This is a genomic window from Microbacterium sp. EG9 (assembly GCF_059759475.1).
Genome location: NZ_CM186217.1, coordinates 3,209,650 through 3,236,522, shown reverse-complemented (window position 1 = coordinate 3,236,522; position 26,873 = coordinate 3,209,650). Strand labels below are relative to the sequence as shown.

Annotated in this window: 24 protein-coding genes; 8 read left to right on the top strand and 16 right to left on the bottom strand. The window is 71.9% G+C overall.

What is annotated here, in order from left to right:
* Positions 1–2: 2 nt before the first annotated feature.
* Complete coding sequence (locus AC6CQV_RS15205; RefSeq protein WP_498259897.1) at positions 3–1,031, bottom strand: M15 family metallopeptidase; 1,029 nt, start codon at positions 1,029–1,031, stop codon at positions 3–5.
* 76 nt (positions 1,032–1,107) lie between these two features.
* Here AC6CQV_RS15205 and AC6CQV_RS15200 point away from each other — a divergent pair, with 76 nt between their 5' ends.
* Positions 1,108–2,160 (top strand): Rv2578c family radical SAM protein, encoded by a 1,053-nt coding sequence (locus AC6CQV_RS15200; protein WP_498259896.1) that lies wholly within the window; start codon positions 1,108–1,110, stop codon positions 2,158–2,160.
* A 54-nt stretch (positions 2,161–2,214) separates the two neighbouring features.
* Here the strand turns inward: AC6CQV_RS15200 and AC6CQV_RS15195 are convergent, their stop codons facing one another.
* The gene (locus AC6CQV_RS15195) at positions 2,215–4,431 is read right to left on the bottom strand and encodes a DEAD/DEAH box helicase (RefSeq protein WP_498259895.1); all 2,217 of its coding nucleotides are present in this window, start codon (positions 4,429–4,431) and stop codon (positions 2,215–2,217) included.
* 303 nt (positions 4,432–4,734) lie between these two features.
* On the opposite strand from AC6CQV_RS15195, the gene AC6CQV_RS15190 reads away from it, so the two are divergent.
* Complete coding sequence (locus AC6CQV_RS15190) at positions 4,735–5,814, top strand: hypothetical protein (RefSeq protein WP_205281851.1); 1,080 nt, start codon at positions 4,735–4,737, stop codon at positions 5,812–5,814.
* A 10-nt stretch (positions 5,815–5,824) separates the two neighbouring features.
* Here the strand turns inward: AC6CQV_RS15190 and AC6CQV_RS15185 are convergent, their stop codons facing one another.
* The 6 genes from AC6CQV_RS15185 to AC6CQV_RS15160 all read right to left on the bottom strand — a co-directional run bounded on the left by AC6CQV_RS15185 (position 5,825) and on the right by AC6CQV_RS15160 (position 11,963).
* Positions 5,825–6,466: a hypothetical protein gene (locus tag AC6CQV_RS15185; protein WP_498259894.1), complete on the bottom strand. Its 642-nt coding sequence runs from the start codon at positions 6,464–6,466 to the stop codon at positions 5,825–5,827.
* A gap of 9 nt (positions 6,467–6,475) precedes the next feature.
* Entirely contained in the window at positions 6,476–9,676 is a 3,201-nt protein-coding gene (locus AC6CQV_RS15180; RefSeq protein ID WP_498259893.1) for an efflux RND transporter permease subunit, read from the bottom strand.
* A gap of 224 nt (positions 9,677–9,900) precedes the next feature.
* A complete protein-coding gene (gene crcB / locus AC6CQV_RS15175) occupies positions 9,901–10,278 on the bottom strand; it encodes a fluoride efflux transporter CrcB (RefSeq protein WP_101307030.1) in 378 nt (125 codons plus the stop codon).
* Complete coding sequence (locus AC6CQV_RS15170; RefSeq protein WP_492492317.1) at positions 10,275–10,709, bottom strand: fluoride efflux transporter FluC; 435 nt, start codon at positions 10,707–10,709, stop codon at positions 10,275–10,277. The genes crcB and AC6CQV_RS15170 overlap by 4 nt, the downstream gene beginning before the upstream one ends.
* Before the next feature lie 20 nt (positions 10,710–10,729).
* Positions 10,730–11,692 (bottom strand): DNA topoisomerase IB, encoded by a 963-nt coding sequence (locus AC6CQV_RS15165; protein WP_061781905.1) that lies wholly within the window; start codon positions 11,690–11,692, stop codon positions 10,730–10,732.
* Position 11,693: 1 nt separating this feature from the next.
* Positions 11,694–11,963, bottom strand: a complete 270-nt coding sequence (locus AC6CQV_RS15160; protein ID WP_101307032.1) for a DUF7218 family protein — start codon at positions 11,961–11,963, stop codon at positions 11,694–11,696.
* A gap of 108 nt (positions 11,964–12,071) precedes the next feature.
* Here AC6CQV_RS15160 and AC6CQV_RS15155 point away from each other — a divergent pair, with 108 nt between their 5' ends.
* Positions 12,072–12,233, top strand: coding sequence for a hypothetical protein (locus tag AC6CQV_RS15155; RefSeq protein WP_167626506.1), 162 nt, complete (start codon positions 12,072–12,074; stop codon positions 12,231–12,233).
* 132 nt (positions 12,234–12,365) lie between these two features.
* On the opposite strand, the gene AC6CQV_RS15150 is transcribed toward AC6CQV_RS15155, so the two are convergent.
* Positions 12,366–13,127, bottom strand: coding sequence for a MerR family transcriptional regulator (locus tag AC6CQV_RS15150; RefSeq protein WP_191009214.1), 762 nt, complete (start codon positions 13,125–13,127; stop codon positions 12,366–12,368).
* 134 nt (positions 13,128–13,261) lie between these two features.
* Between AC6CQV_RS15150 and AC6CQV_RS15145 the strand changes: the two genes are divergently transcribed.
* Positions 13,262–14,113, top strand: coding sequence for a DUF4097 family beta strand repeat-containing protein (locus AC6CQV_RS15145; protein WP_498259892.1), 852 nt, complete (start codon positions 13,262–13,264; stop codon positions 14,111–14,113).
* A gap of 2 nt (positions 14,114–14,115) precedes the next feature.
* On the top strand, positions 14,116–14,751 hold the full coding sequence (locus AC6CQV_RS15140) for a PadR family transcriptional regulator (RefSeq protein WP_061781903.1): 636 nt from the start codon (positions 14,116–14,118) through the stop codon (positions 14,749–14,751).
* A gap of 113 nt (positions 14,752–14,864) precedes the next feature.
* On the opposite strand, the gene AC6CQV_RS15135 is transcribed toward AC6CQV_RS15140, so the two are convergent.
* Positions 14,865–15,377 carry a universal stress protein gene (locus AC6CQV_RS15135; RefSeq protein WP_101307035.1) on the bottom strand — a complete coding sequence of 171 codons (513 nt, stop codon included), beginning with the start codon at positions 15,375–15,377 and terminating at the stop codon, positions 14,865–14,867.
* Positions 15,378–15,543: 166 nt separating this feature from the next.
* Here AC6CQV_RS15135 and AC6CQV_RS15130 point away from each other — a divergent pair, with 166 nt between their 5' ends.
* On the top strand, positions 15,544–15,723 hold the full coding sequence (locus AC6CQV_RS15130) for a DUF3073 family protein (protein WP_060959110.1): 180 nt from the start codon (positions 15,544–15,546) through the stop codon (positions 15,721–15,723).
* Positions 15,724–15,873: 150 nt separating this feature from the next.
* Here the strand turns inward: AC6CQV_RS15130 and AC6CQV_RS15125 are convergent, their stop codons facing one another.
* The 4 genes from AC6CQV_RS15125 to AC6CQV_RS15110 all read right to left on the bottom strand — a co-directional run bounded on the left by AC6CQV_RS15125 (position 15,874) and on the right by AC6CQV_RS15110 (position 20,317).
* Positions 15,874–17,112 (bottom strand): MFS transporter, encoded by a 1,239-nt coding sequence (locus tag AC6CQV_RS15125; protein WP_101307036.1) that lies wholly within the window; start codon positions 17,110–17,112, stop codon positions 15,874–15,876.
* 262 nt (positions 17,113–17,374) lie between these two features.
* Positions 17,375–18,856 carry an amidophosphoribosyltransferase gene (purF, locus tag AC6CQV_RS15120; protein WP_060959108.1) on the bottom strand — a complete coding sequence of 494 codons (1,482 nt, stop codon included), beginning with the start codon at positions 18,854–18,856 and terminating at the stop codon, positions 17,375–17,377.
* 27 nt (positions 18,857–18,883) lie between these two features.
* Positions 18,884–19,996 carry a phosphoribosylformylglycinamidine cyclo-ligase gene (purM, locus tag AC6CQV_RS15115; protein ID WP_498259891.1) on the bottom strand — a complete coding sequence of 371 codons (1,113 nt, stop codon included), beginning with the start codon at positions 19,994–19,996 and terminating at the stop codon, positions 18,884–18,886.
* Positions 19,997–20,089: 93 nt separating this feature from the next.
* On the bottom strand, positions 20,090–20,317 hold the full coding sequence (locus AC6CQV_RS15110; RefSeq protein ID WP_101307037.1) for a histidine ammonia-lyase: 228 nt from the start codon (positions 20,315–20,317) through the stop codon (positions 20,090–20,092).
* Positions 20,318–20,430: 113 nt separating this feature from the next.
* Here AC6CQV_RS15110 and AC6CQV_RS15105 point away from each other — a divergent pair, with 113 nt between their 5' ends.
* On the top strand, positions 20,431–21,042 hold the full coding sequence (locus AC6CQV_RS15105; RefSeq protein ID WP_060959105.1) for a hypothetical protein: 612 nt from the start codon (positions 20,431–20,433) through the stop codon (positions 21,040–21,042).
* 155 nt (positions 21,043–21,197) lie between these two features.
* Here AC6CQV_RS15105 and AC6CQV_RS15100 read toward each other — a convergent pair whose 3' ends face one another.
* On the bottom strand, positions 21,198–21,524 hold the full coding sequence (locus AC6CQV_RS15100; protein WP_060959104.1) for a hypothetical protein: 327 nt from the start codon (positions 21,522–21,524) through the stop codon (positions 21,198–21,200).
* 139 nt (positions 21,525–21,663) lie between these two features.
* Here AC6CQV_RS15100 and AC6CQV_RS15095 point away from each other — a divergent pair, with 139 nt between their 5' ends.
* On the top strand, positions 21,664–23,043 hold the full coding sequence (locus AC6CQV_RS15095) for an NAD(P)/FAD-dependent oxidoreductase (RefSeq protein ID WP_492492333.1): 1,380 nt from the start codon (positions 21,664–21,666) through the stop codon (positions 23,041–23,043).
* A gap of 785 nt (positions 23,044–23,828) precedes the next feature.
* On the opposite strand, the gene AC6CQV_RS15090 is transcribed toward AC6CQV_RS15095, so the two are convergent.
* Entirely contained in the window at positions 23,829–26,807 is a 2,979-nt protein-coding gene (locus tag AC6CQV_RS15090; protein WP_498259890.1) for an HtaA domain-containing protein, read from the bottom strand.
* Positions 26,808–26,873 lie beyond the last annotated feature (66 nt).

The following is a 26,873-nucleotide window of genomic DNA, read 5'->3' as shown; positions in this document are numbered from 1 at the left end:
GATCAGTAGTCGGGGGCGGCCGGCAGCCCGAAGAAGTCCTCGAGCGTGTGGAACCCGCCCTCGTGGTACGCCTTCGCGAGCTCGGGGCCGATGTAGCGCAGATGCCACGGCTCGGCCTCGTACCCCGTGGTGGCGGTGTAGCCGCTCTCGTAGCGGACGATGTAGCCGAACCGCCACGCGTTCTCGGCGACCCAGGCGCCCTGCGGCGTCCCGCCGAACGCTTCGATCGCGCCGCAGCCGCCGTCGCAGGCCGCCACGTCGGTGGCGAGCCCGGTCTGGTGCTCGCTGAAGCCGGGCCGCGCGCTCTGCTGGTCGGCGGCGGCGCGACCGAGGGTGTTCACGTAGCCGTTGTAGGTGCGCGTCTGCGAGGCGAACGAACGGTAGGCGCTGTTGAGGCCGATCGCCCCCGCGCCCTCGTTCGCCGCCGCCACCACGAGCGCGGTGAGCGCCTCTGCCGCCGCGGGCTGCAGCCGACCGTCGACGGTTCGCTGCATGTCGGCGGGGGCGACGACCGAGGTCGGCTCGACGTCGATCGGGTTCAACGGGCGCTGCTTGTCGACGACGATCCACAGCCGGTGCGGGTCGCCGAGATCGATGCAGGGCGCTGCCCCCGACACGACGGCGGCGCGGAAGGCGGCGCCGCCTCCGAAAGCGGTGATGACGTCGGCATCCCTGCCCTCGGCGAGCGCCGACGAGACCGCGGGATCGTCGCAGGATGCCGCGGCCACCCCGCTCTGCGCGGGCACGGGCAGGCCGCTCGCGGGCGTGCCCGACCCCGCCCCGTCCGGCAGCGCGACCGCGTCGGTGGGCGCCGTGACGCCCGCGGCGCCGCCCTCGGGCGTCGTGGCGGCGCCTCCGGGACGCGTCAGCGCGATGACGACGACGAGCACCACCAGCGCCACGAGACCCGCCAGCACCACGAGACCGCGGCGCCCGACGGCCGGCATCGACCGGCGCGCGGGCGACGTCGGCGCCGCCTCGGCGGCGAGGCGCGCGGCGCGTCGGCTGGTCGGCTGCTCGGGTTGCGGCACCCGCCCATTCTGCCGCGCCCGGCCGAGAGGACGGTGCGCATTGCACAATCATCGAATCTATGTTCGTATATCAGGCATGCGCTGGCGTGGACAAAGCATCGATTCGACGGATGCCGCAGCCCTGCCCGGCCTCGAGACGCGGGAGGGACTGGTCCGCACCGTGACCACCCCCGAGTTCGCGGGCATGACCTTTCACGAGGTCGCCGCGAAGTCGGCGCTGAACCATGTGCCGTCGGCATCCGCGATGCCGTTCGACTGGACCGTGAACCCCTATCGCGGGTGCAGCCATGCGTGCTCGTACTGCTTCGCCCGCAACACCCACACCTATCTCGACCTCGACGCCGGACGTGACTTCGACGAGCAGATCGTCGTGAAGGTCAACGTCGCCGAGGTGCTGCGACGCGAGCTCGCCGCGCCCTCGTGGGGGCGGGAGCCGGTCGCGCTCGGCACCAACACCGACCCGTACCAGCGGGCCGAGGGGAGATACCGGCTCATGCCGGAGATCATCGACGCACTCGCGGCGAGCCGGACGCCGTTCTCGGTGCTGACCAAGGGCACGCTCCTGCGCCGCGACCTGCCGGTGCTCGCGGAGGCCCGCCGGCGCGTGCCGGTGCACCTGTCGATGTCGATCGCCATGCCCGACGAGCGCCTGCGGCAGACGCTCGAAGCGGGCGCCCCCACCTTCCAGGCCCGGCTCGACACCGTGCGGGCGGCCGCCGACGCGGGCTTCGCCGTGACCGTGTTCCTCATGCCGATCGTGCCGCACCTGACGGATGCCGTGGCGGTGCTCGACGACGCGCTGGCGCGCATCGCGGCATCCGGAGCCGTCCGCGTCGTCTTCGGAGCGCTGCACCTGCGGCCCGGAGCCCGCGAGTGGTTCTGGCAGTGGCTCGAACGGGAGCACCCCGAGCTGGTGCCCGCGTATCGGGGGCTCTACCCCGGCGCCAGCGTGTACGCGCCCGTCGGCTACCGGAAGTGGCTCGCGGCGCGGGTCCGGCCGCTGCTGCGGCGACACCGTCTCACGGGCGGTCCGGAGGAAGAAGTCGAGACCCGGCCGGCGCGACCGGGGCCCGTGCGGACCACGGCGCGGGCCGCGGCATCCGCCGCCGCCCCGGCGATGCTGTTCTGACCACACGCCGGAGGGGCCGCGACGCGAACGTCTCGGCCCCTCCGGGTGCGGGTGTCAGCGGTCGACGTGCGCGGCCTGCCGCCCGGAAAGCTCCTCGATCACGTCGTCGCCGGGACGGGCATCCTCGAACGGCGCGTCGATCTCGGCGCGGTCGAGCATCTCGGTCATGCGCCGGCGGCGCTGACGCGGGATGAGCGTCACGACGGTGCCGGAACGCCCCGCGCGACCCGTGCGACCGGAGCGGTGCATGTACGTCTTGTACTCGTCGGGCGCGTCGGCTTGGATGACCAGGTCGATGTCGTCGACGTGGATGCCGCGCGCAGCGACATCCGTCGCGACCAGCACGCTGACGCGGCCCGAGGTGAGCCGCTCGAGGTTGCGCGTGCGCTTGCCCTGGTTGAGGTCGCCGTGGAGGGCGACCGCGTGGATGCCGGCGTCGTCGAACTGCTCGGCGAGCATCTCGGCATACGCACGGGTGCGGGCGAACACGAGCGTCTTGCCGGCGCGGTCGACGAGCGAGGTGAGGATGTCGGCCTTGTCGCGGTGGTCGATGACGAGCACGCGGTGGTCGATGGTGCCGGAGTCCTGGTCCTCGCCGGCGACCTCGTACACCGCCGGGTCGACGAGGAACTCATCGACGAGCGCCGCGACCTCGCGGTCGAGGGTCGCTGAGAACAGCAGCTTCTGCGCGTCGGGCTCGACCAGACGGAGGATCCGCTGCATCGGCTCGAGGAAGCCGAGCTCGCTCATGTGGTCGGCCTCGTCCAGCACGACGACGCCGATCTCGGACAGGTCGAGCTTGCCCTGCTCCTGCAGGTCTTCGATGCGGCCCGGGGTGCCGATGATGATGTCGACGCCCTTCTTGAGCGCACCGACCTGGCGCGCCTGGGGCACGCCGCCGTAGATCTGGGTCGTGAACAGGCCGACGCTGCGGGCGATCGGCTGGATCGTGCGGTCGATCTGCAGTGCGAGCTCGCGCGTCGGGGCCAGGATCAGCGCGCGGGGGCTGCGGCCGAACGCGCGGCGCTTGCCGGCCTGGCTGCGCAGCACCGACTCGACGAGCGGGGCACCGAAGGCGATGGTCTTGCCTGAGCCGGTGCGGCCGCGCGCGAGCACGTCCTTGCCGGCGAGGATCGGCGCGATCGTCGCCGCCTGGATCGGGAACGGCGCCGCGGCGCCCAGCTCGGCGAGCGCCCGGACGATGTTCTCGCCCAGGCCGAGGCCGGCGAAGCTCACGTCCGCGACCTCTTCGGCCTGCACGGCCTGCGCCTGCAGCTTCTCGTGCACGACGTCGGCGTGCGCCTCGTAGGCCTTGCGGGCCGCGGCATCCTTCGCGTCGGCGTTCCAGTCCGCACGGTTGCCGCCGGCGGCGCGGGCCGGGCGGTCGTCGCGGCGCGGGCGGTCGTCGCGGGCCGGGCGGTCGAAACTCCTCCGATCCGTGTCGCGCGAGCCGAAAGCAGGCCGCTCACGCCGCTCCGCACTCGACGTGGAGGAGTTACGGCCACGGTCATCGAACGACCGAGCAGGCCGGTCATCACGGCGAGGGCGGTCATCGAACGAGCGAGCCGGACGGTCGTCGCGGCGCGGGCGGTCATCGAACGACCGAGCCGGCCGGTCGTCGCGGCGGGGGCGGTCGAAACTCCTCCGATCCTCGTCCCGAGAGCCGAAAGCAGGCCGCTCACGGCGATCCCCGCCCGATGTGGAGGAGTTACGGCCACGGTCATCGAACGACCGAGCCGGCCGGTCATCACGGCGCGGCCGGTCGTCGAACGACCGAGCGGGCCGGTCGTCACGACGCGGGCGGTCGAAACTCCTCCGATCCGTGTCGCGAGAACCGAAACCAGGCCGCTCACGGCGATCCCCGCCCGATGTGGAGGAGTTACGGCCACGGTCATCGAACGACCGAGCCGGCCGGTCATCACGACGCGGACGGTCATCGAACGACCGGGCCGGCCGGTCATCACGACGCGGGCGGTCATCGAACGACCGGGCCGGGCGGTCGTCGCGGGCCGGGCGGTCGCCGTGGGCGCGGGAGCGGATGCCGCGCGCCTCGTCGCGGCCGGCGCGCTCCTGGGCGCTCCAGCGCTGCTTGGGCGCCGCGTCGGTCGCCTCGGCGGCGCGATAGCCGCGGTGGCCGGGGCTCTTGCTGCCGGGCTTGCCGGCAGAGGACTGACCGGGACGGCGCTTCGCGTCCTGGTAGCTGGTCTTCGCGCCGTAGCGCGGCTCGAAGTTCTGGGCGCGGCCGCCGGCCGGCTTCTTGCTCTTGGGCATGGTGTTCTTCCTGGGTTTTCTCGCGCGAGAACAGCGCCTCCGCGCCGAAGGAGTCCCCCCACGACGCGATGGTCGAGGAGATCGGGGCGGCGGGCGACCCGGTGGTCCGGGGGCCATTCACAGTGATGGTCATGTGCGCCGAGCGGCGCTCACCATCGGCCCCTTGGACTCACAAACCCACCCGCGCCGCAGCGCGGTGTCCAGAGCCGACCGCACCACTGTACCGGTCGCACCTGTGAGAGCGCCGGTCGGGTCCGGCCACGCCGGGATCGCGGCCCGCCGGCGGCCCCCTACACTGGCGCCATGACCGCAGCGGAACCCACCCGATTCCCCGCCGCCGCCGACGCCGATCGCGCCCCCGCGCCCTCGTTGCGCGTCGAGGCGGAGGCTCTGCTCGCCGCGGCGATCGCCGCCGTCTCCGGCGGCGTCGTCGGGCTCATCGTCGGACTGCTCGGCATCGGCACGCGCCTGTGGGGCGACGGGAGCATCGCCGGCTGGGCGGCGGCCGGGGCGGGCCTCGCGGCGGGCGTCAGCTCCGCGCTCGGCTATTGGCGCGCCCGCACCACCGACGGTCAGGAGTGGCGGCGCAGGATCGCGAGCTGGCGCTACGTGGTGTCGACGGCATCCGTCGTGATCGCGCACGGCGCCCTCGCGGCGATCGGGACCGTGGCGCTGTTCGCCGTGCTCTCGCGCGCCTTCATCGACGTCGAGCTCACCGCGTTCTGGACGACCGTCCTGGCGGCCACGGCGACGGGCCTGTCGGGCTGGCTGAGCTACCTCTCCGCATCGCGGATGACGACCCAGCGCCTCACGACGCTGCTGGTCACCTTCATCGGGATCGGGACGCTGGCGGCCATGATCACGACCTCCGACCCGCTCTGGTGGACCTACCACTTCAGCCAGCTGGGCACGTTCGGCGACATGTCGAGCTTCCTCTTCAACGGCACGCTCGTCGCCGGAGGCCTGCTCGTGACGACCTTCACGCTGTACGTCTCCCACGACCTCGCCGCGCTGGGCGAGGCGCCGCGCGGCATCCGTGTCGTCGGCACGGCGCTCGCGATCATGGGCGTCATGCTGGCCTGCGTCGGCATCTTCCCGGTCAACGTGAACATGCTGCTGCACAACCTGTCGGCGTCGGGCATGGCCCTGATGTTCCTGCTGCTGCTCGTCGGCGGCCCGTGGATCGTGCGGCGGATGCCGCGCGCCTACTTCTTGGCGTCGTGGGCGTTCCTGGCCGGCCTGGTCGCCTCGATCGCACTGTTCGCCACGGGCTACTTCGGGCTGACGGCCTTCGAGATCATCGTGTTCGCGCTGATCTTCGGGTGGCTCGCCGTCTTCATCCGCTTCATGGTGGTCGCCGATCAGCCCGATCCGCGCAGCTGAGACAGCCCGCTCAGCCCGCGTTGGCGGCGCGCAGGGCGGCCACGGCGGCGGGGAGGTAAGCGGACTGCATCGCCGTCTCCCTGCTGTTGCCGATGATCGCCACCCACGTCGTTCCGTCGAACGCATAGCCGACCGCGCCGTCGGCGATCTCACCGTGCACCGCTGAGGTGAAGACCGTGGCGTCGTCGATCGCGGCCTCGGTGTACCCGTCGGCGGTACGCAGCGCACTCACGAGTTCGTCGCGCACCTCGGCGGGCAGCTCGAGCACGGCCGCGTGCACGCCACCATCCGAGCCGCCGCGGATGCCCCACCCGCAGTCGACGGCGCGCTCCGCCTTCTCGACGGCGGAGCGTGCCATCGGGCCGGGAAGAAGCTGTCCGATGGTCCATCCACCGCCGTCGGTGTACGCGACGACGTCCGTCGAGAAGTTCTGCTGCAGCAGCTCGATCGGGATCAGATCCTCGCAGCGCGGGAAGACGGCCGCCGCGGCCGCGGTCGCCGTCGGCGTCGGCGTCGGCGCGGCCGCGGTGCCTTCACCGCTGGCCGTGGCCGGCGCCGTGGACGTGGACGTGGCCGCCGGGACGCTCGCGGCGCACCCGGCCAGCGCAACACCGAGGGTGAGGACGGCGACGCAGAGGAGTCGGGAACGCATGACCCGACTCTACTTCCCGCGCAGCGCGCGGCGCGGGTGCAGCGCGGCGGCACCGGATGCCGGGGCGACGGGGTCTGCACCGGCATCCGCGGCCGCCTCGTGGCCGCCGTCTGCGGCTCCCCGGCGGGCGGCCCGGCGCTCGCGGGCCCCCTCGACGAGGTTGTAGAGCGTCGGCAGCACCAGCAGCGTCAGCACGGTCGAGGAGACGAGGCCGCCGATCACGACGATCGCGAGGGGCTGCGAGATGAAGCCGCCGTGACCGGTGATGCCGAGCGCCATCGGCGTCAGCGCGAAGATCGTCGCGAGCGCCGTCATGAGGATGGGTCGCAGGCGTCGCGAGCCGCCCGCGACGGTCGCATCATGAGTGCTGAGCCCCTTCTCGCGGTACTGGTTGACGAGGTCGACGAGCACGATCGCGTTGGTGACGACGATGCCGATCAGCATCAGCACACCGATGAGCGAGGCGACGCCGAGCGGCACGCCGGTGGCGATCTGCAGGAGGATCGCACCGGTCGCCGCGAACGGCACCGACACGAGCAGCAGCAACGGCTGGCGCAGCGACTTGAAGGTCGCGACCATGACGATGTAGACGATCAGGATGGCCGCGAGCATGGCGAGACCCAGCTGTCCGAAGGCATCCGTCTGCTGCGTCACGACACCGCCGACCTTCGCATCGGCCCCCGTGGGCAGATTCAGGCCGGTGAGGGCCGTGCGGACGCTCGCCGACGCGGTGTTGAGGTCGTCGGTCGACGGAGTGACCGTCACGGTCGCGGTGCGCTGGCCGCGCTGGGTCGTGATGGAGGTCGGACCCTGGCTCTGCTCGACGGTGGCGACCTGATCGAGACGCACGAGGCCGTTGGCCGAGGCGATCTGCAGGCCCTTGAGGTCGTCGATCGTCTGCGGGACGGTCGCCGCCTGGAGGTAGACGGTGAGCGAGGTGCCGTCGATCTCGACCGAGCCGATCTGACGCGGCTGCATCGTGTTGGAGACGAGCCCGCCGACGGCGACCTCCGACAGCCCGAGCTGGGCGGCCTTCGCACGGTCGACGGTGACGGCGACGTACGGGAGGGATGCCGAGAGGTTCGAGGTGATCTGGCCGATGCCGTCCTTGCCCTGCAGCCCGGCGACGACCGCGTCGGTGGCCTTCTGGAGCGCGTCGGCGGACGGGGCGGTCACGTCGACCTCGACGTTGCTCGAGCCGAATCCGCCCTGACCGGAGGAGATCGTGACGGTGCCGACGTCGCCGAGTCCGGCGATCGCCTTCTCGACCTCGTCGCGGACGGTGAGCTGGTCGGCCCCCGTGTCGGTCGTGACCGAGTAGGTGATTCCGGTGCTGCCGCCGCGGAAGGCGTCGCGCACCGCCGATCCGCTGGAGCCGATCGAGGTCTGCACCGTGGTCACGCCGGCGACGCCCTTCACGGCGGTCTCGACCTTCTGCGCCGCGGCGTCTTCGGCGTCGAGGCTCGGCGCCTGCCCGACCTGCTGCGTGATGGTGAAGGTGTTCTGCCCGCTGTCGCCGAGGAAGTTCGTCTTCATGAGGGGCGCCGCCGCGGCGGTGCCCCCGAGCACGAGCACGGCGAGCAGCAGCGTGACCCAGGAGTGCTTCAGCGTCCAGCCGAGGATGGGCAGGTAGCCCCGCTGCAGGCGGGACGGGGGCGCTGCGGGGTCTTCCGGGTCGATCGGGTCGCCCTCGGCGTCGCGCACCGGCTTTCCGGGGCGCAGGAACCAGTAGGCGAGCACCGGCACGATGGTCAGCGCCACGAACAGCGAGGCGGCCATCGCGATGGTGACGGTCATCGCGAACGGGCGGAACAGCTCGCCGGTCACGTCGCCCACGAAGGCGATCGGCAGGAAGACGGCGACCGTCGTGATGGTCGAGGCGGTGATCGCGGCGGCCACCTCGCGGACGGCGAGCAGGATCGAGGCGAGCTTGTCGGCCCCCTCGACGTAGTGGCGCTTGATGTTCTCGATCACCACGATGGAGTCGTCGACGACGCGGCCGATCGCGATCGTCAGCGCCCCGAGCGTGAGGATGTTCAGCGAGTAGCCGAACGCCTGGATGCCGACGAAGGTGATGAGAACGCTCGTCGGGATCGAGATCGCCGTGACGAGCGTCGAACGCACCGACAGCAGGAACACGAGGATGACGAGCACGGCGAAGACGAGTCCGAGCAGGCCCTCCTGCGCGAGCGACTCGATCGACTGCTCGATGTAGGGCGCCTGGTCGAAGACCACGGTGAACGACGCGTCGCCGCCGATGTCGCTCTGCAGGGTGGGCAGCAGCGCGGTGACGGCACGGCTGACGTCGACGGTGTTCGCCGCGGGAAGCTTGGTGATGGAGATCGTCAGGGCGGGCTCGCCGTTGACGCGCGAGATCGAGGTGACCGGGTCTTGCGCCAGCGCCACGGTCGCCACGTCGCCGACGGTGAGCGCACCGCTGGCGAGGGCGCCCTCGAACTGCGCCGCGGAGGTCGGCACGAGCGGCAGCGCCGCGATCTGGTCGACGGAGGTCAGCTTGCTTCCCGTCTGCACCGTGAGCGTCTGATCGCCCTCCGTGACGGTGCCGCCGGGGAAGAGCACGCCGTTCTGTTTGAGCGCGTCGGTCAACGCCGTCTGCGTGAACCCGGCCGCGGCGAGCTTCTGCTGGTCGGGGGTGATCGTCACGCGCTGCCCCTGGCCGCCGACGATGGAGGCCGCGCTGACGCCCTTGACGTCCTCGAGGTCGGGGATCGTGGTCGCCTGCAGCTTGGCCTGGATGGTCTTCTCGTCGCTGTAGCCGGTGACGGCCAGCGCGATGACGGGCAGATCGTCGATGGAGAACGACACGACGTTCGGCTCGACGCCGCTGGGCAGATCGGACTTGATGCGGTTGATCGCCTGGAGGATCTTCTGCTCGGCGGTGGCCAGATCGGTGCCGTAGGTGAAGGAGGCCTGGATGATCGAGGCGTTCGTCGTGCTCGTGGCGGTCGTGGACTCCAGGCCCGGGATGCCCTGGATCGCGGACTCGATGGGCGTCGAGACGTCGTTGTTGACGACGTCGGGCGACGCGCCCGGGTAGGTCGACAGGATCGACAGCTGCGGGAACTCGACCGAAGGGATGAGCTCCTGCTTGAGGCTCGTCAGGGCGAGGCCGCCGAAGATCGCCGCGACGATCGTGATCAAGGCGATGAGGGCCCGGTTCTTCAGGCTCAGTACGGCGAGATGCGACACGGGAACCCTTGCTCTCCAGACGGGCGCGCACGAGAAGCTCGATACACGCGTGTATCGGCTTCATTGTCGCACGCGCGCTGGTTCCGATCCGCGCACCGCCACCGTCTCGATCTGCAAGGGCGCCCCGTCGACGCGCCGCCTCGGCGACGGATGCCGCGGCGTGTCGCTCGGCATCCCTTGCACATCGGCATGGGCGCCGGCCGCGCCGCCGCGGGAGCGCCGGGTCAGCGGGGGAAGAGGCCCCCGAGGAGCAGCCCGAGGGCCGCGGCGGCGAGCGAGAGCACGAGCGTGCCGAGGAGGTTGATCCACGCCCAGTCGCGGCGTCCCCGCTCGGCGAGCAGCGCCGTCTCCGTCGAGACCGTGCTGAAGGTCGTGAAGCCGCCGAGCACCCCGACACCCAGGATGCTCATCCACACCGGTGCGACCGACGTGCCGAGTCCCGTCAGCAGTCCGAGGAGGAACGACCCCAGCACGTTCACCAGCAGGATGCCGACGGGGAACGCCCCCGACCGGCCGCGCATGACCGCGGCATCCATCAGATAGCGCGCCCCCGCCCCGAGCCCGCCGCCGACGATGAGCGCCGCCACCTCGACCGCGCTCATTCCGCGTCCTCGGGCCGCTCGATCTCGCCCGGGCGGTCGGCGAGGCGACGGCCGAGGGCGAGGCCCGCGACGGCGGCGAGCACCCCGCCGAACAGCGAGACGACGATGAGCGCGATGCCGACGAACGGCGAGGCGGTCGCCGTCGTCACGGCCTGGACGGCGAAGGCGCTGTAGGTGGTGAATCCGCCCATGACCCCGGTGCCGAGGAAGAGTCGTGCGCGTGGATGCCGATCCGCCAGCCATCCGACGATGACGCCGAGCAGCAGCGAACCGATCAGGTTGACGACGAGGGTCGCGGCCGGGACGACGAGCGGATGCAGGCCGGCGGCGGTCAGCGGCACGACGACGACCGCCCGCAGCGCCACGCCGACCATGCCGCCGGCGATCACCAGCAGCAAAGCGACGAGCGAGAACCGGCGGGCGGGGGGCACGTCCGCAGACTAGCGCCGGCTCACGAGGCGAGGAGGGCGCGGATCGCCGATTCCGGGGAAATGGAGGTGTCGAGCAGGACCCCGCGTCGGTAGCGGGCGAACACCCGCGGGTCGATGTACGAGCTCTTGGCGACGGCGGGCGTGTTGCCCAGAGCCGTGGCCGTCGCTCTGACGGCGAGGACCTCGGCGCGCTTGCGATCGGTCTTCGTCGACGTCGGACCGATGCGGGCGAGGGCGTCGGCGGCGAGGATCGTGCCGCGGAGGGTGCGGAAGTCCTTCGCGGTGAAGCTTCCGCCGGTCATCGCCCGCACGTACGCGTTCACGTCCTTCGGCGTGAGCGCGACCCGGCGACGCCCGCGCACGTAGGCCAGCAGCGGCGCCGCGGGCCGCCCCGCCGCGAGGAGTCCGACCACCACGGCGAGGTCGGCGTCGTCGACGTCGAGGCGCTGCCGTTTGCCGCTCTTGCCGGGAAAGCGCAGGCTCGTGACGCTGCCGTCGACGAGGGCGTCGCGTCGTTGGAGCGTCGTGAGCCCCCGGCTCCCGTGGGCGGAGAAGTACCGCTCGCTGCCCACGCGCGGCGCCGCCTGATCGAGGAGGCGGAAGGCCGTGGCCAGCACCCGCTCCCGGTCGAGATCGTCGCGGCGCAGGGATGCCGTGACGCGGCCGCGCGCATGCGGCAGACGCTCGGCCAGCTCGAGCGCGCGAGCGTACTTGCCCTTGTCGCGACGGGTCGACCAGTCCGGATGGTAGAGGTACTGCATCCGGCCCGCCTCGTCCACGCCGGTGGCCTGGATGTGCCCGTTGGCCGCCGCCGCGATCCACACGTCACCCCAGGCCGGCGGGATGACGAGCGCCCGCACGCGGTCGCGCTCGGCGGCCGGGAGGGGCGACCCGTCGGCATCCACGTAGCGGAATCCCGTGCCCGAGCGCACGCGTCGGTAGCCGAGGTCGCGGCCGGGCCGGACCCTTCGAAGGCGCGCCACCTCAGGAGTCGCGGAGCATGTCGACGAGCTCCGCCTTCCGCGCGTTCGCGTAGCCGCGGATGCCGAGTTCCTTGGCGCGTCCGCGCAGCTCGGCGACGGTCCAGTCCTCGTACGATCCCGCCGCGCCGCCGCGGCGACCCACGGCCGTGCGGCCGTCGCGGGCGGCGGCGTTGGAGATGCGGGCGGCCTTCTGCTTCGATGCGCCGTCCGTGCGCAGCTCTTCGTAGAGCTGCGGATCCTTCAGGGACGCGGGGGTGTCGTTCTGGGGCATATAACGGCCCTATCGCACGGGAAGAGCCCGTGGCAAGGGGGGTGCCCGCGGCCGCGAACGCGACTAGCTTCAGGGGGTCATGGAGTCCCTCGAGAATGGAGCAATCACATGAATCTCGCTCTGATCATCATCATCGTCGTCGCGATCGTTCTTGCGATCGTCGGCGGCATGAACGCCGCCCTGAACTGGCTGCTGTGGGTCGCCCTGATCGTCGGCATCATCGCCATCATCGCGTTCCTGCTGCGACTCGTGCGAGGCGGTCGCGCCTAGCGTCGACCGCCCGGACCGCGCCGGCTCGCCCCCTGGGGTGAGCCGGCGCGGTCGCGTGTGCCGCTCGTCCGTCCCGCGCGGTCGCGTCTCGGATGCCGAAGCGACAGCGCGGGACGGATGGGCGGCGCGCCCTCACCGCTGCGCGGTGAGGTAGGCCTCGAGCGAGGCGCGGACGAACTCCGCACCGGCGGGGCCGCCGTAGTTCGCCGCGAACCGCGGGTCGGCGACGTACATCTCGCCGAGCCCCCGCAGGTAGCCGGCGATGTCGCCGTCCGGCGCCGCGGCGGGCGTCCCCGGGATGCCGCGGAGCCAGTCCACGTGACGGGCGGCGAGCTCCTGGGCCTCGCCTCCGGCGGGGTCGAGCCCGCGCCCGGCGGCATCCACCCACGCGGCGTTGAGCGCGGCGACCCGCGCCTTCGCGTCGCGGTGCCCCTCGGCATCCAGCCCTCGCCACCAGCGGTCCGCGTCGGCGTACGCCGCCTCGCCCCAGCGCTCGATGACCTCGTCGTGGTATCGCGTGTGGTCGAACCCGTCGAACATGTTCTCGGCCATGGGCTCTTCTCCTTTCTCCAGTGCGGTGATGGTCGATGCGACCGAGGCGATCCGACGCGCGAGCCGTTCCTGCTCCTCGTGCAGTGCCCGCAGGTGGCGCCGCAACGCGTCGGTCTCGGTCGTGGGCCGTTCGAGCACCTCCGCGATCTCGGGCAGAGCGAGCCCCATCTCGCGCAGGAGCAGGATCCGCTGCAGGCGCACGAGGGCTGCGGCGTCGTAGTACCGATAGCCGTTGGCACCCACGCGGCTCGGCCGCAGCAGCCCGAGCTCGCCGTAGTGCCGCAGGGTGCGGCTCGTGGTGCCCGCGAGGCGCGCGGTCTGCTGGATCGACCAGTCGTTCATGAGAACGACGCTAGAGGTTGACGTCGCGTCAAGGTCAAGCAGACGTCGGCGAAGGCTCTGGCAAATCGAGATATATCGTGTTATTCTCGCCACAACGCGATATATCTCGAATCGCCAAGACCCAGGAGAAACCCATGACACTCGAGAAGTGGCTCATCAAGCCGGGCGAGACCCGGGTGATCGACCTCGAAGACGTCCGCAAGCTCAAGATCGGACTCGTCGGCGGACAGGTGGATGTCGTCGCGCACGACGAGCCCGGGGTGCGCATCGAGGTGCACGCCGTGACCATCAAGGACCTCCGCATCGAGGCGTCGGGCGACGTCGTGGAGATCGACCACCCGCAGCTGCGCTGGGACAACTTCCTCGAGGTGTTCCGCAACTTCGGCTCCGGCGGCCCCAAGGCCGAGATCAGCGTGGCGGTCCCCCGCGGCATCCTCCTCAACCTCGGCGTCGTCTCGGCGAGCGCCCTGGTGTCGGGGCTCGCCTCGGGTGCGCGTCTGAACACCGTGTCGGGCGACATCATCGTCGACGGCCTGACGGGCGACCTGTCGGTCAACGCGGTCTCGGGCGACGTGCAGATCCGCGGACTCGACGGCACCCTGAGCGCCAACTCGGTCTCCGGCGACGTCGCGGCGACGGGCAGCATCCGCAAGGCGACCATCGACACCGTATCGGGCGGCATGCTCGTCGACTCGACCGATCGCGTCGACGTCGTCAGCCTCAACACGGTCTCCGGCGACGCCACCGTGCGCCTGGACGAGGGCCACCCGGCCAACTTCGTGCTGCGCAGCGTCAGCGGCAGCCTCATGGTCGACGGCGTCAAGCGCTCGACATCCGGGCCCTCGAACTACGTCGACTCGGTCGGCGAGCTCAGCGGCAGCTTCGCCGACGTCCGCGCGAACTCCGTGTCGGGCGACGTCACGGTGCTGCGTCGGGCCACGGCGACCCCGGATGCCGCGGCCTCCGCGACCGCCGAGGAGGTCTGACGATGCCCCCCGTCTTCTCGCACGGCGACCTGCGCCTCTACCTGCTGAACCTCCTCGACGAGTCGCCCCGACACGGCTACGACCTGATGCAGGCGCTGTCGGATCGCACCGGCGGCACGTACACACCGAGCGCCGGCACGATCTACCCGCGGCTGTCCAAGCTGGAGGAGGAGGGCCTGGTCACGAAAGTGGTCGACGGTCGCAAGACCGTCTACGAGATCACGGACGCGGGCCGCGCCGAGGTCTCCGCGCGGGCGCACGAGCTCGAGGGCATCGAGGCGGGACTCGCCGACAGCGTCCGCCTCATCGCCGACGAGGTGCGCGGCAGCGTGCGCGAGGCGATGAAGAGCCTCCGCGCGGATCTGGCGGCGTCGGCCCAGTCGGAGCGCGCCCAGGCGCAGCGCGATCGCGACGAGGCCCGCGCCTCGGCATCCGCGTCGCCGTCGGATGACGCGCGCGCGTCGTCCCGCGAGCAGCTGCGGCGCACCGAGGCGATCCTCGGCGAGTTCCGGGCGACCGTGCGCGCCGATGTGCGCACGCATCTCGCACACGGCGGCGAACTCGCGGCATCCGCCGTCGACGACCTGTCGCGCGCGCTCGACGACGCGCTCGCCGCGCTGACCCGCGCCCTGCGCTGATCCCCCCTGCCTGCCTGCCGAGCCGCCATCCCCTGTGCGAGCCGCCACGCGGTGTACAGCACAGCGGATGGCGGCTCGGCCGCGGCATAGCGGCTCGCGGGAGGGGGGGAGAGCTAGGCGGGCCAGGGAGTGTCGTCGTCGAGCGGCTCCTCCAGGGGGACCACGAGGATCGGGCGCGACTGGCGGTGCGCGAGCCGCGCGGCGACCGAGCCCGTGAAGAACTCGCGGATCGACTCGCCGAACCCGCGGCGCCGCGTGCCCACGACGATCAGGCGCGCCTGCGCGCGCTCGGCGAGATGCTTGATCGCCAGCGCCGGGTCACCCACGAGCTGCGTGACGGTCCACTCCACGCCCGAACCCTCGAGCGCGGATGCCGCGGCATCCCGCACCGCCGCGAGCTGCACTTCTCCGACGGCGAGGTCGATGTCGATCGGCGCCGAATGCACATAACCGTCGGGATCTTCGTACGTGACGAACCGCGTGACATCGACGTGGGCGACGATCAGGGGCGCCTGGAAGAGCTTCGCGTACCGCGCCGCCTCTTTGAGCACCCGCGCCGGCTGGTCGGGGATCGCGCCGACCACGACCGCGTGGAGCGGGACCGGGCTCTCATCCGAATCGACCATGACACCCTCCCCGTCCTCCCCCGCACCGCGAGGCGCCGGGGGCACCGTGTTATTCTGAATGCTACTCTTCCCGGCAGGAAGCCGGATCGTCAACCGCATCGTGAATGCGCCGGACCAAAGTGCGGAACACCGCATCGTCCGTGACTCAGAAATGAGGGGGTCTCGCATGGGGCGTGGCCGTCAGAAAGCGAAGCACACCAAGATCGCTCGCGAGCTGAAGTACGACACCTACACCGTGAACTACTCCGCGCTCGAAAAGGAGCTCGGACACCACGAGGACGACCCGTACGTCGACAAGTGGGCCGATCAGTATGCCGACGACGAGGACGAGCTGGAGACAGCCTGACGCCCTCGTCATGCCGTGCTGAACGGCGTCGTGTGTGCAACGTCGGACTTTTCAGCGCGCTGATTCTGTGAAGGCAGGAGCGCGCGGGCGTGGACCGCGGCGTCGTCATAATCTCCGACGTTCGTCACACGCCCGGCACCGCACTGATCCTCACCACACGCCGTGGCGGCGCTCCCACTCGTCTTCGATGGTCCGCGGCTTCGACACGATGATCCCGGTCGGGATCGCCGCCAGGAACAGCGCGCCGAAGACGAGGAGCACCGGCTGCCAGCTGCCGGTCAGCTCGTGCACCACGGCGAACATCAGCGGGAACAGCGCCGCGATCGCGTAGCCCACGCTCTGCGCGAAGCCGCTCAGCGCCACGGCGCCCTCGTGCGTGCGCGTGCGCAGCTGGATGAGCACGAGCACGGCGGGGAACAGCGCCTGCGGGGTGCCCAGCAGGACGACCCACAGGATCGTGGCGGCCGTCGGGGCCAGCACCATGCCCCCGACACCGGCGAGACCCGCCACCAGGGCGACCGCATAGATCACGCCGACGCGTCGCCACCGCGTGATGACGATCGGAACCAGGATCGACCAGGGCAGGCCCATCGCGCCGAACAGCGAGAGCAGCGCGCCCGCCTCGGCGTGCGAGACCCCGGCCACGTCCACGAGCACGACCGGGAGCCACGCGAAACACGCGTACACGCTCGCGGCGGAGATGCCGAAGGTCGCCGCCAGTGCCCACGCCAGCGACAGTCGCGGCAGGCGTCCGAGCACCCCCGGAGCGGGCTCCTCGATCGCGACCGCCGACTGCTGCGCGGCGGAGGTACGGGCCCGGACGACGAGAGAGACCCACGGCACCACCGCGAGCAACGCGAAGACGGCCCACATCCCGAGCGAGAAGCGCCACCCCGCGGCATCCGCGACGGGCACCGCGACCAGCGGCGGCACGAAGGCCGCCACGGCGAGCAACGCGGAGTAGAGCGCGGTCATCGTGCCGATGCGATCGGGGAAGTACGCCTTGATCAGGGGCGGCAGGACCACGTTGCCGACGCCGACGGCGGCGAACAGCACCGCGGTGGCCACCAGCAGCGTCACGGCGTCGCCGGCGAGCGCGCGCCAGATGAGCGCCGCCGTCACGACGACCATGGATGCCGCCGCCAGCCGCTGCAGCCCGAAACGCCGTTCGAGCATCGGCGTCACGATGCCGAACACGGCGAAGCAGACGGGAGGGGCGGTGCCGATGAGGCCGACGACCCACGTCGGCACCGCGAAGTCCTCCTGCACCTCGGCGAGGATCGGGGACAGCGCCGCCACGGCGGAGCGCAGGGAGAAGGCGACGAGCACGACGCCCGCGAGTGCGAGGAGCCTTCCCCGCCAGAGGGATCGGGGGCGGGGAGCGGTCACCCGATCCAGCCTAGGGCGGGCCGGGGGGTTTCGACTCGCTGCGCTCGCTCAACCACCGGGCGCAGAGCGGGCGCGGGGGGTTTCGACTCGCTGCGCTCGCTCAACCACCGGGGGCAGGGCAGGCGCGGGGGGTTTCGACTCGCTGCGCTCGCTCAACCACCGGGCGCAGGGCAGGCGCGGGGGGGTTTCGACTCGCTGCGCTCGCTCAACCACCGGGGGCGAGGCGCGCAGCGCCGAGTCGAAACGTTCCCGACGCGCGGGGTCAGCTCTCCTGCGTGCCCTCGACCCAGGCGAGGTACTCGTCCGACACCGTGCCGGTGATGTACCGCCCGTCGAAGCAGCTCATGTCGAGGTCTTCGACGTCGGGCGCTCCCTCGAGGATCGCGGCCTTCAGGTCGTCGATCTCCTGGTACACCATGTAGTCCGCGCCCAGCTCCGCCGCGATCTCGGGGATCGTGCGGCCGTGGGCGACGAGCTCGTGCCGCGACGGCATGTTGATGCCGTACACGTGCGGGTAGCGCACGGGCGGAGCGGCCGAGGCGAACGTGACGCTCTTGGCCCCGGCATCCCGGGCCATCTGGATGATCTCCTTGGACGTCGTGCCGCGGACGATCGAGTCGTCGATGAGCAGCACGTTCTTGCCCTTGAACTCGCTCGACATCGCGTTGAGCTTCTGGCGGACGCTCTTCTTGCGCACCGCCTGCCCCGGCATGATGAAGGTCCGCCCGACGTAGCGGTTCTTGTAGAAGCCCTCGCGATACTCGATGCCGAGCTTGCGGGCCACCTGCATGGCGGCGGGTCGCGAGCTGTCGGGGATGGGCATGACGACGTCGATGGCCCCCGCCGGCGTGTACTTGGCGATCGTGTCGGCGAGACGCTCGCCCATCCGCAGGCGCGCCTCGTACACTGAGATGCCGTTCATGACCGAGTCGGGACGGGCGAGGTAGACGTACTCGAACGAGCAGGGCACGAGCTGCGGGTTCGTCGCGCACTGCTGGGTGTGCAGGCGTCCCTCGAGGTCGATGAAGACGGCCTCGCCGGGCTCGACGTCGCGGACGACCTCGAAACCGCCGTTCTCCAGCACCAGCGACTCGGAGGCGACGATCCACTCGTAGCGGCCGGTGGCGGTGCCCTCGGCATCCACCGCGGGGCGCGTGCCCAGGATGAGGGGGCGGATGCCGAACGGGTCGCGGAAGGCGAGCAGGCCGTATCCGGCGATCAGCGCGATCGTGGCGTACGACCCCTCGACGCGCTCGTGCACGCGGGTGACCGCCTGGAAGACCTGTGCCGGGTCGAGCTCGAACCCGGAGATCGAGGACTGCAGCTCGTTGGCCAGCACGTTCACCAGCAGTTCGGTGTCGGAGCTGGTGTTGAGGTGGCGGCGGTCCTTGCTGAAGAGCTCCTTGGTCAGCTCACGCGTGTTGGTGAGGTTGCCGTTGTGCACCAGCACGATGCCGTACGGGGCGTTGACGTAGAACGGCTGCGCCTCCTCCTCGCTCGACGCGGTGCCCTTGGTGGCGTAGCGAACGTGCCCGAGGCCGATGTTGCCGAGGAGGGCGCGCATGTCGCGGGTGCGGAAGGCCTCGCGCACCTGGCCCTTCGCCTTGAAGAGGTGGAAGACGCCGTTGGTCTCCGCCGTCGCGATGCCGGTGGAGTCCTGACCGCGGTGCTGCAGCAGCAGGAGCGAGTCGTAGATGTCCTGGTTGACCGGGCCCTGTCCGACGACGCCGACGATTCCGCACATGTGGTGTAGCTCAATCCGTTTCTGCGTCTAAACCGCTGATGAGTACGCGCCGACCAGACGCACGGCGCCGCCGTCCACGCCCTTGGCACCCTGCTCGAAGTGCCCGTCGGGACGGGCGCCCTCGCGCACGACGCCGACCTGCCACGTCGCGATGCCGGCCGCCGACAGGAGGGATGCCGCGGCATCCGCCTGCGCCGCCGAGACGACGGCGACGAAGCCGATGCCGAGGTTCCAGGTGCCCTCGGTGTCTTCGAGCCGCAGCCCGCCGAGGTCGGCGAGCACGCGGAACACGGGCGTCGGCGACCACGTGGAGCGGTCGATCTCGACCCATGCCTGCGGCGGGAGCACGCGGGCCACGTTCGCGGCGATGCCGCCACCGGTCACGTGGCTGAGCGCGTGGACCGCGCCGGGCAGGGCGGTGAGCAGGTTCAGCAGCGGCAGCGTGTACAGGCGGGTGGGCTCGAGCAGCTCCTCGCCCCACGTGCGGCCGAAGTCGGCGGCGTGGGCGCCGTAGCTGAGGCCCGTGCCGGCGACGATGTGGCGGATGAGCGAGTACCCGTTGGAGTGCGGGCCGCTGGATGCCAGGGCCAGCACCACGTCGCCCGGCTGCACGCGGTCGGCGCCGAGCACGTCACCGGCATCCACGACACCGGTCGCCGCTCCCGCGACGTCGTAGTCGTTGACGCCGAGCAGACCCGGGTGCTCCGCGGTCTCGCCGCCGACGAGCGCCGTGCCGGTCTGCTCGCACCCGGAGGCGATGCCGCGGACGATGTCGGCGATGCGCTCGGGGAAGACCTTGCCGCACGCGATGTAGTCGGTCATGAAGAGGGGCTTCGCGCCCACCACGACGATGTCGTCGACGACCATGCCGACGAGGTCCTGGCCGATCGTGTCGTGCTTGTCGAGGGCCTGCGCGATGGCCACTTTCGTGCCGACGCCGTCGGTCGAGGTCGCCAGCAGCGGCTTCTCGTACGCCTGCAGCGCCGAGGCGTCGAACAGGCCGGCGAAGCCGCCCACACCGCCGAGCACCTCGGGCCCGTGGGTGCGACGAACCGCCGACTTCATCAGTTCGACGGCGAGGTCTCCCGCCGCAGTGTCGACGCCGGCTTCGGAATAGGGGTTCTGTGGGGCTTCTGCCACGCGAACAGCCTACCGGCAGGGGCAGGGCGCGCGGACCGCGGCATCCGGCCGTGCGTGCGGGCGACGCTGCGGCGCCGACCACGCAGGAGACGCCTACGACGCCGAGGGATCGTGCGGGTTCCCCGGGCCGTGGTGACGACCGGTCGCGGGATCGATCCAGTTGCCGGAGCCGGTGAGCCGGTGCCAGCGCCGGTGGAACGCGAGATCGGTGTCGTTCGCATCGACGACGGCGGCCCCGCACAGGTCGCAGATGCGCAGGATGACGACATCGCCGCCCGCGGTCGTGACGACGACCGACCCCTCCGGAAAGTCGACGCCCATCGTGTGCCCCTCCCCCTGCGGCCGACCGTCATGGTCCGGCTCCGAGAATGCCCTCAGACTACGCGAGGCGCGCACCCTGTCGCCGGCCCGACCGCTGTCCCTAGGATGGCGGCATGGCAGCGGCGGGAACACCGGAATGGATCGTGCGCGAAGACGCGAGCCTCCCCGTCCTCGTCGCCCTGTATCTGCGTCAGGTGCTCGGCATCCGTTTTCCCGAGGAGCTGCCGCACCTGCGCGGCATCCCGCCGACGGCTCGCGCCGAGATGGGCGAGTACGACGATCGGCCGGCGATCGAGCGCGAGTGGCGCGCGTACTGGGACCTGACCGTCGAGCCGCAGGCGAACCCTTCGCCCGTGCCGCTGGAGCTGATCGACGGGTTCGACACCTACGTCGCGCTGCCGGTCGAGGGGTTCACCGAGCTGCAGGCGGCGATCGCCCCCCACGGCGAGGACGCGGTGGCGTACGCGCGGTCCGCGAACGGCCGCTACCGTTCCAGCCTCGGCAGCGGGGCGTCGTATCGGGCCTACGCGAGCGCGATCGCCGAACACGAGCGGGTGGTGGGGCGGCGCGCGCACTCGTTCGAGCTGAACGTCCAGGTGCTTCCGTTCACGCAGCGCGGCGTGTGGTGGATCGGCGCGCTGACGATCGCCGTCACCGACGGTCTGCGCGGCGACATCGCGGCCTTCGACGCCGCCGTGGGGCCGATCATCGCCGATATCGCCTGATCGCGGCATCCGCTGTCACGGCGCACGGGCTAAGGCGAGCGGCCCGGGCGGGCGAGCGGCCCGGGGCAGGCGAGCGGCCCGGCACTGGCGATTCGCGGCGAGAAGCGCCTGCTGCCGGCAGCTCGCCGGCCCTCGGGCGGTCGCGCGAACGGGGGTTACTCGGCGTCGTCGACGGTGATGACCTCGTGATCGACGCGCACCTCGCGGGCGCGGCGGGCGAGGGAGCGATCGAGCACCAGCGCGACCACGCCGCCGACAGCGATACCGAGGGGGATCGCGAAGAGGCACACGAAGCCGAAGACCTGCGAGGTCGAGTAGGTCACACCCGTGGTCGCGCTGACGTTCTCGGTGCCGTCGAACGCGAAGGTCAGCACCAGGGCGACCAGGATGCCGAGGGCAGCGCCCGCCAGGAGGAACACCGCGTACCGCGGGCTGCGCCGCACCTGGGCGGTCTCGATGCGGTGGTCGGCGGTGGGCGTCATGACCCCATTGTCCCACCTCCCATCCGGAGGCGGGCGACACGAGCTCGTCACGGCGTCGCGGTAATCTGCGGCTATGACGGCATCCGCTCCCCTGGCTTCTGACGGCGCGACGAACCCGGTTCCGGATGCGAGGCCGCACGTGGTCATCATCGGCGGGGGCTTCGCCGGAATCAGCGCGGCGCGGGCGCTGCGCCACGCACCGGTGCGCGTGACGCTCGTCGACCGGCGCGTCTACAACACCTTCCAGCCGCTGCTGTACCAGGTGGCCACCGGCGGGCTGAACCCCGGCGACGTGACCCACTTCCTGCGAAGCCTGCGCGTGCGCCAGCCCAACCTCGACGTCGTGCACGAGCACCTCATGGAGATCGACACCGATGCCCGCACCGTGCGTCTGCTCGACGGTCAGGAGATGTCGTACGACTACCTGCTCGTCGCGAACGGCGTCACCACGGCGTATCACGGCACCCCCGGGGCGAAGGAGAACTCGTTCGCCGTGTACTCCCGCTCGCAGGCGATCGCGATCCGCGACACCCTCTTCACCCGTCTGGAGCGCGTCGCGGTGCAGGGCGGGCGCACCAAGGGGCTCTCGGTCGTCGTGATCGGCGGCGGGCCGACCGGCATCGAGATGGCCGGTGCCCTCGCCGAGCTGCGCGACCAGGGACTCGAGCCGGCGTACCCCGAGCTCGACGGCGATGCCTTCCGCATCACGCTCGTGCAGCGCAGCGAGATCCTCAAGCCGTTCATCCCGAAGCTCCGCGACTACGCGGCCGCCCAGCTGCGGCGCCGCGACGTCGAGCTGCGCCTCGGGGCGGGCGTCGACGAGGTGCGACCGGATGCCGTCGTGCTCTCCGACGGCACCGTGCTGCCGTCCGATCTCACCGTGTGGGCGACCGGTGTCGCGCCGCACGAGGAGGTGCGCGACTGGAGCCTGCCGCTGGACAAGGGCGACCGCATCCGCGTCGGGGAGGATCTGCAGGTCGTGGGACTGCCCGGGGTCTTCGCCGCCGGCGACGTCGCGATCGCGCCGCAGGATCTGCCCCAGCTGGCGCAGCCGGCCATCCAGGGCGGTGAGCACGTGGCGCGCCAGATCGTGCGCCTCATCGCGGGCGAGCCGACCGCGCCGTTCTCCTACTACGACAAGGGTCAGCTCGCGATCATCGGCCGTCGCTCGGCGATCGGGGAGCTCCCCGGCATCGCGAACCTGCCGGTGCTGCACCGTCTGCGCTTCCTCGGCAAGATCCCGCTGCTGCGCAAGACGGTGGCGCTCACCGGATCGGTCGCGTGGATGACGTGGCTGTTCGTCCACATCGCGAGCCTGCTCGGGCCCCGCAACAAGCTGATGGTGCTGATCGGACTGGTGGCCCGCTACGGCGTGCACCTGTACCGCACACCGGTGCCGATCGTCGGCGACGTGCCCGCGATCCGCCCGTCGAAGGCGCAGCGCCGCCGCCTCACCCCCGAACAGCGCGCCGCGGCCGATGCCGACGCCGGCGTCGCCGCCGCCCCCGACGCCGACTGAGCCGCGGCCGGCCTGGGGCCGGGGCCGGGGCCGGGGCCGGGGCCGAAGTGCAAGGGATGCGGGGCGACACACCGCGGCATCCCCCTGCGAAGATGGCGTGTCGAGCACCGCGCCTTGCAGTTGAGGCAGCGCGCGGGCGTTTCGACTCGGCGCTAGGCGCCTCGCTCAACGACCGGAGGGTGCCGCATGCCGGTGCCCCCATGCCGAAGTGCAAGGGATGCCGGGCGACACACCGCGGCATCCCCCTGCGAAGACGGCGTGTCCGACACCGCGCCTTGCAGTTGAGGCCGCGCGCGGGCGTTTCGACTCGGCGCTGCGCGCCTCGCTCAACGACCGGAGGTGCCACACGCCGGTGCCCCCGCCTGTGCCCCCGGGCCGAAGTGCAAGGGATGCGGGGCGACACACCGCGGCATCCCCCCGCGGAGACGACGTGTCGAGCACCGCGCCTTGCAGTTGAGACGGCGGGCGCGGGCGTTTCGACTCGGCGCTGCGCGCCTCGCTCAACGACCGGGGACGTGACCCATGCCGGTGCCCCCTGTGCCCGAGGGCCGAAGTGCAAGGGATGCCGGGCGACACACCGCGGCATCCCCCTGCGGAGACCGCGTGTCGGGCACCGCGCCTTGCAGTTGGGGCCGCGCGTGCGGGCGTTTCGACTCGGCGCCGCGCGCCTCGCTCAACGACCGGGGGCGCCGCGCAAGACCGCGGCCTCGGGCGCCGGCCGCAGCCGCGGGCGCCGCGCCGCAGCGCCCCGCCGAAGCCGGGCGGGGCGCTGCGGGGTCGAGGGCTCAGACCGCGCGGTCGGCCATCGTCCTGCGGCGGATCGCCACCAGGCCCGCACCGAGCAGGAGCATTCCGAGCCCCACCCAGACGGTCCCGTCCGGCACCGTTCCGCCCGTGGCCGCGAGTGCTCCCGACGTCGCCGTGTCGCACGGCACCTCCGCGCCCAGCGGGAACGAGAACGACACCGGGTCGAGGCTCTCTCCCGCCGCGTAGAAACCGCCGAAGGCCTCCGCACCGGCCGCCGTCAGGGTGGCCGCGGCATCCGTCCACGCGATCGCGCCGCCGCGGGTCGTCGCCGCCGGGAGCGTCAGGTTCGCGAGCATGACGCGGCCGTCGACCGACGGGCTGCCGCCGGATCCCTTCGACTGCACGTAGGCGCTGAGGGTCGCGGTGCGCGCGCCGGTGACCTGGATCACGGGGTTGGAGATCGTCAGGTCGAGCAGGCCACCGTGTCCGGTGAAGCTCGCCGCTCCGCCGAAGGACACCCGGCCGATGCCCTCCTCGGTGTTGAAGGCCCCCGATCCGCTCCGCCACGCGATCGACGCGGAGCCCTTCGCGATCGGGCCGTTCACGTACGACACGAAGCTCTGCTTCACACCCCACGTGAGGGAGGCCCCGTCGACCGCACGCGCCGTGCAGACCGCGACCGGTGCGGCGACCGCCTCGGGCGCGGGGGATGCCGATGCGGCCTCGATCGTGATCGGCTGCTGCACGGTGATGTCGCCCGCACGGACGACGACCGTGTGCGCGCCCGCGGGCAGGGTGGCCGGGATGACGCCGGTGACCGAGAAGAGGCCGCCGTCGCCGACGGTCGTGGTGCCGAGGGTGACCACGTCGGAGTGCACCTCGACGGTGACGGCGACCCCGGCGGGGAAGCCGCTGCCGCGCACCGTGAGCGATCCGCCCTGGACGACGCTGGGTGCGCTCAGGAACACGGTGGGCGTCGTGGTGGTCGGCGTCGCCACCGTCACCGCCGTGAAGGTGTCGAGGCTGCGGTCCGTCAGCGACAGCCCGTGCGCCGCGGACGTCGCGACCTGGTAGCTCGTGCCCGGCTCGAGGGTGCCGACCGGGATCGTCAGCGTCGTGGTGAACGCGCCGTCGAGGATCGTCGGGACCCAGGCCTGCGCGATCCACCCGCCGGCGGGGAGCGCGGACTGCCCCGACCACAGCGAACTCTCGCCGAACAGCACGTAGACGCCGTTGGCCGCGCCGGGTCCGGTGAAGCCGGTGCCCGAGACGGTCAGGACGTTCTCGACGGCGGGGTCCAGCTCGGATGCCGGGGTCACGGTGACCGTCGGACCATCGACCGGGGGCACCTCGGCCGTGAACGAGATCGGCGTGGCGGTCTCGAACGGCGCGTACGTCGCACCGCCGGCGGCGTAGGTGTACACGCCCCACGTGCCGTTCGCGAGCGCGCCGTCGGCCTTCGAGACGTGCAGCGTGGTCGAGAAGCTGCCGTCGGCGGCGATCTCGATCGCGCCGGCCGCGGCGCCCCCGACCTTCGCCACGTCGGCGGCGAGCAGGCCCCACTTCGTGTCGAAGCCCTTGCGCGCGGAGGAGGTCGCGCCGGTGCTCGGTCGCCAGTCGGCGGCGAAGGAGCCGAACACGACGTAGGCCCCGGTGAACGAGCCCTGCAGCGGCGGCCGGGTGCCGTCGGTGTCGGGCGAGTGGGGGAGGAAGCCGGTGCCGGTGACCGTCACCATCTCGCCGGTCGGGTCGAGATCCGCCGTCTTCGACACGGTGACCGTCGGGGTCGGGGCGGGCTCCGGCGCGGAGCCGGCCGCGTCGACGACGGTGAACGTCGAGAAGGGCGCGTAGACCGCGCCGCCGGCGGCCCACGTGCGCACGCCGAAGCGGGCGCCGTCGGGCGCCGTCGCGCTGCGCACGACGCTCAGCGTCGTGGCGAAGGTGCCGTCCGCCGCGATGGCGACGGCACCCGCCGCCGCGCCGCCGATCTTGGCGACATCACCCTCCGACACCGCCCACCGGGTGTACTCGGTGCTGCGGCCGGCCGAGGTCCAGGCGTCGCCGGCGTAGAAGCCGAAGCCCACGTACGCGCCGCCGAAGGCGCCCGCGAGAGGCGGACGCGTTCCGTCGGTCGCCGGCGCGTCCGGCACGAAACCACGGCCCTTCACGACGACGGTGTCGCCGTCGTACAGCGCCTGACCCGTGTACGCGGTGACGCCGTCGGCGAGGAACACCGAGACGGCGGGCGTCGGCTTCTCGGGCTCGACGACCGCGGCGATGTCGTAGGCGACGGCATCCGACGTCGAGCCGCTGGTGGCGGCATCGGCCGGGGTGAACACGGCCGTCAGCGAGTGCCCGCCGACGCTCAGCGCCGAGGTGCTCACCTGCGCCGAGCCGGCCGCGACGGCGACGGAGCCCAGCGACACGGAGCCGTCGAAGAACTCCACGGCGCCGGATGCCGCGGGCGTGACGGTCGCGGTCAGCGCCACGCTCGTGCCCGACACGGCGGACCCACTCGGCGACACGGTGAGGGTCGTCGTGGTCGCGGTGGGCGGGAACAGTGCCTCCCAGTCGATGGTGACCGCAGTGCGCGCGAGCAGGTTCGACGCCGACGGGAACGAGCGCGACGGCCACGCGATCACGTCGTACGCCGTCGCGCGATCCAGCTTCGCGGCGGTCTGCGTGAGGGTTCCGGCCACGTTTCCGCCGGCATCCACGACGGCATCCGTGTTCGGAGTGCTGGCCTGGTCGACGTCGTAGCCGTCGCGCGTCACCAGCGCGAGGTAGACGTGCGGTGCCGTCTGACCCGGCAGCGCCTGCACGTTCTGGAACCCGGTGCCCGCGACCGCGATGTCGATGCCGACGCCGGGGGTGACGCCGACGGTCGCCGTCAGCGCGGGATCGGATGCGGCCTGCGCGGGCGCGGCGACGCCGACGAGCGCACCGGCGGCGACGAGCACGGCGGCCAGCCCGCTCGCGAGGGCGCGTCTCAGCGACGGCCTCCTTGTTCTGTGCACGGGAGAACCTCCAGGGGTGTGGCGAAAGGAAGCGGATGACGTAGGGCAAACGTCCAGCTTGGAGTT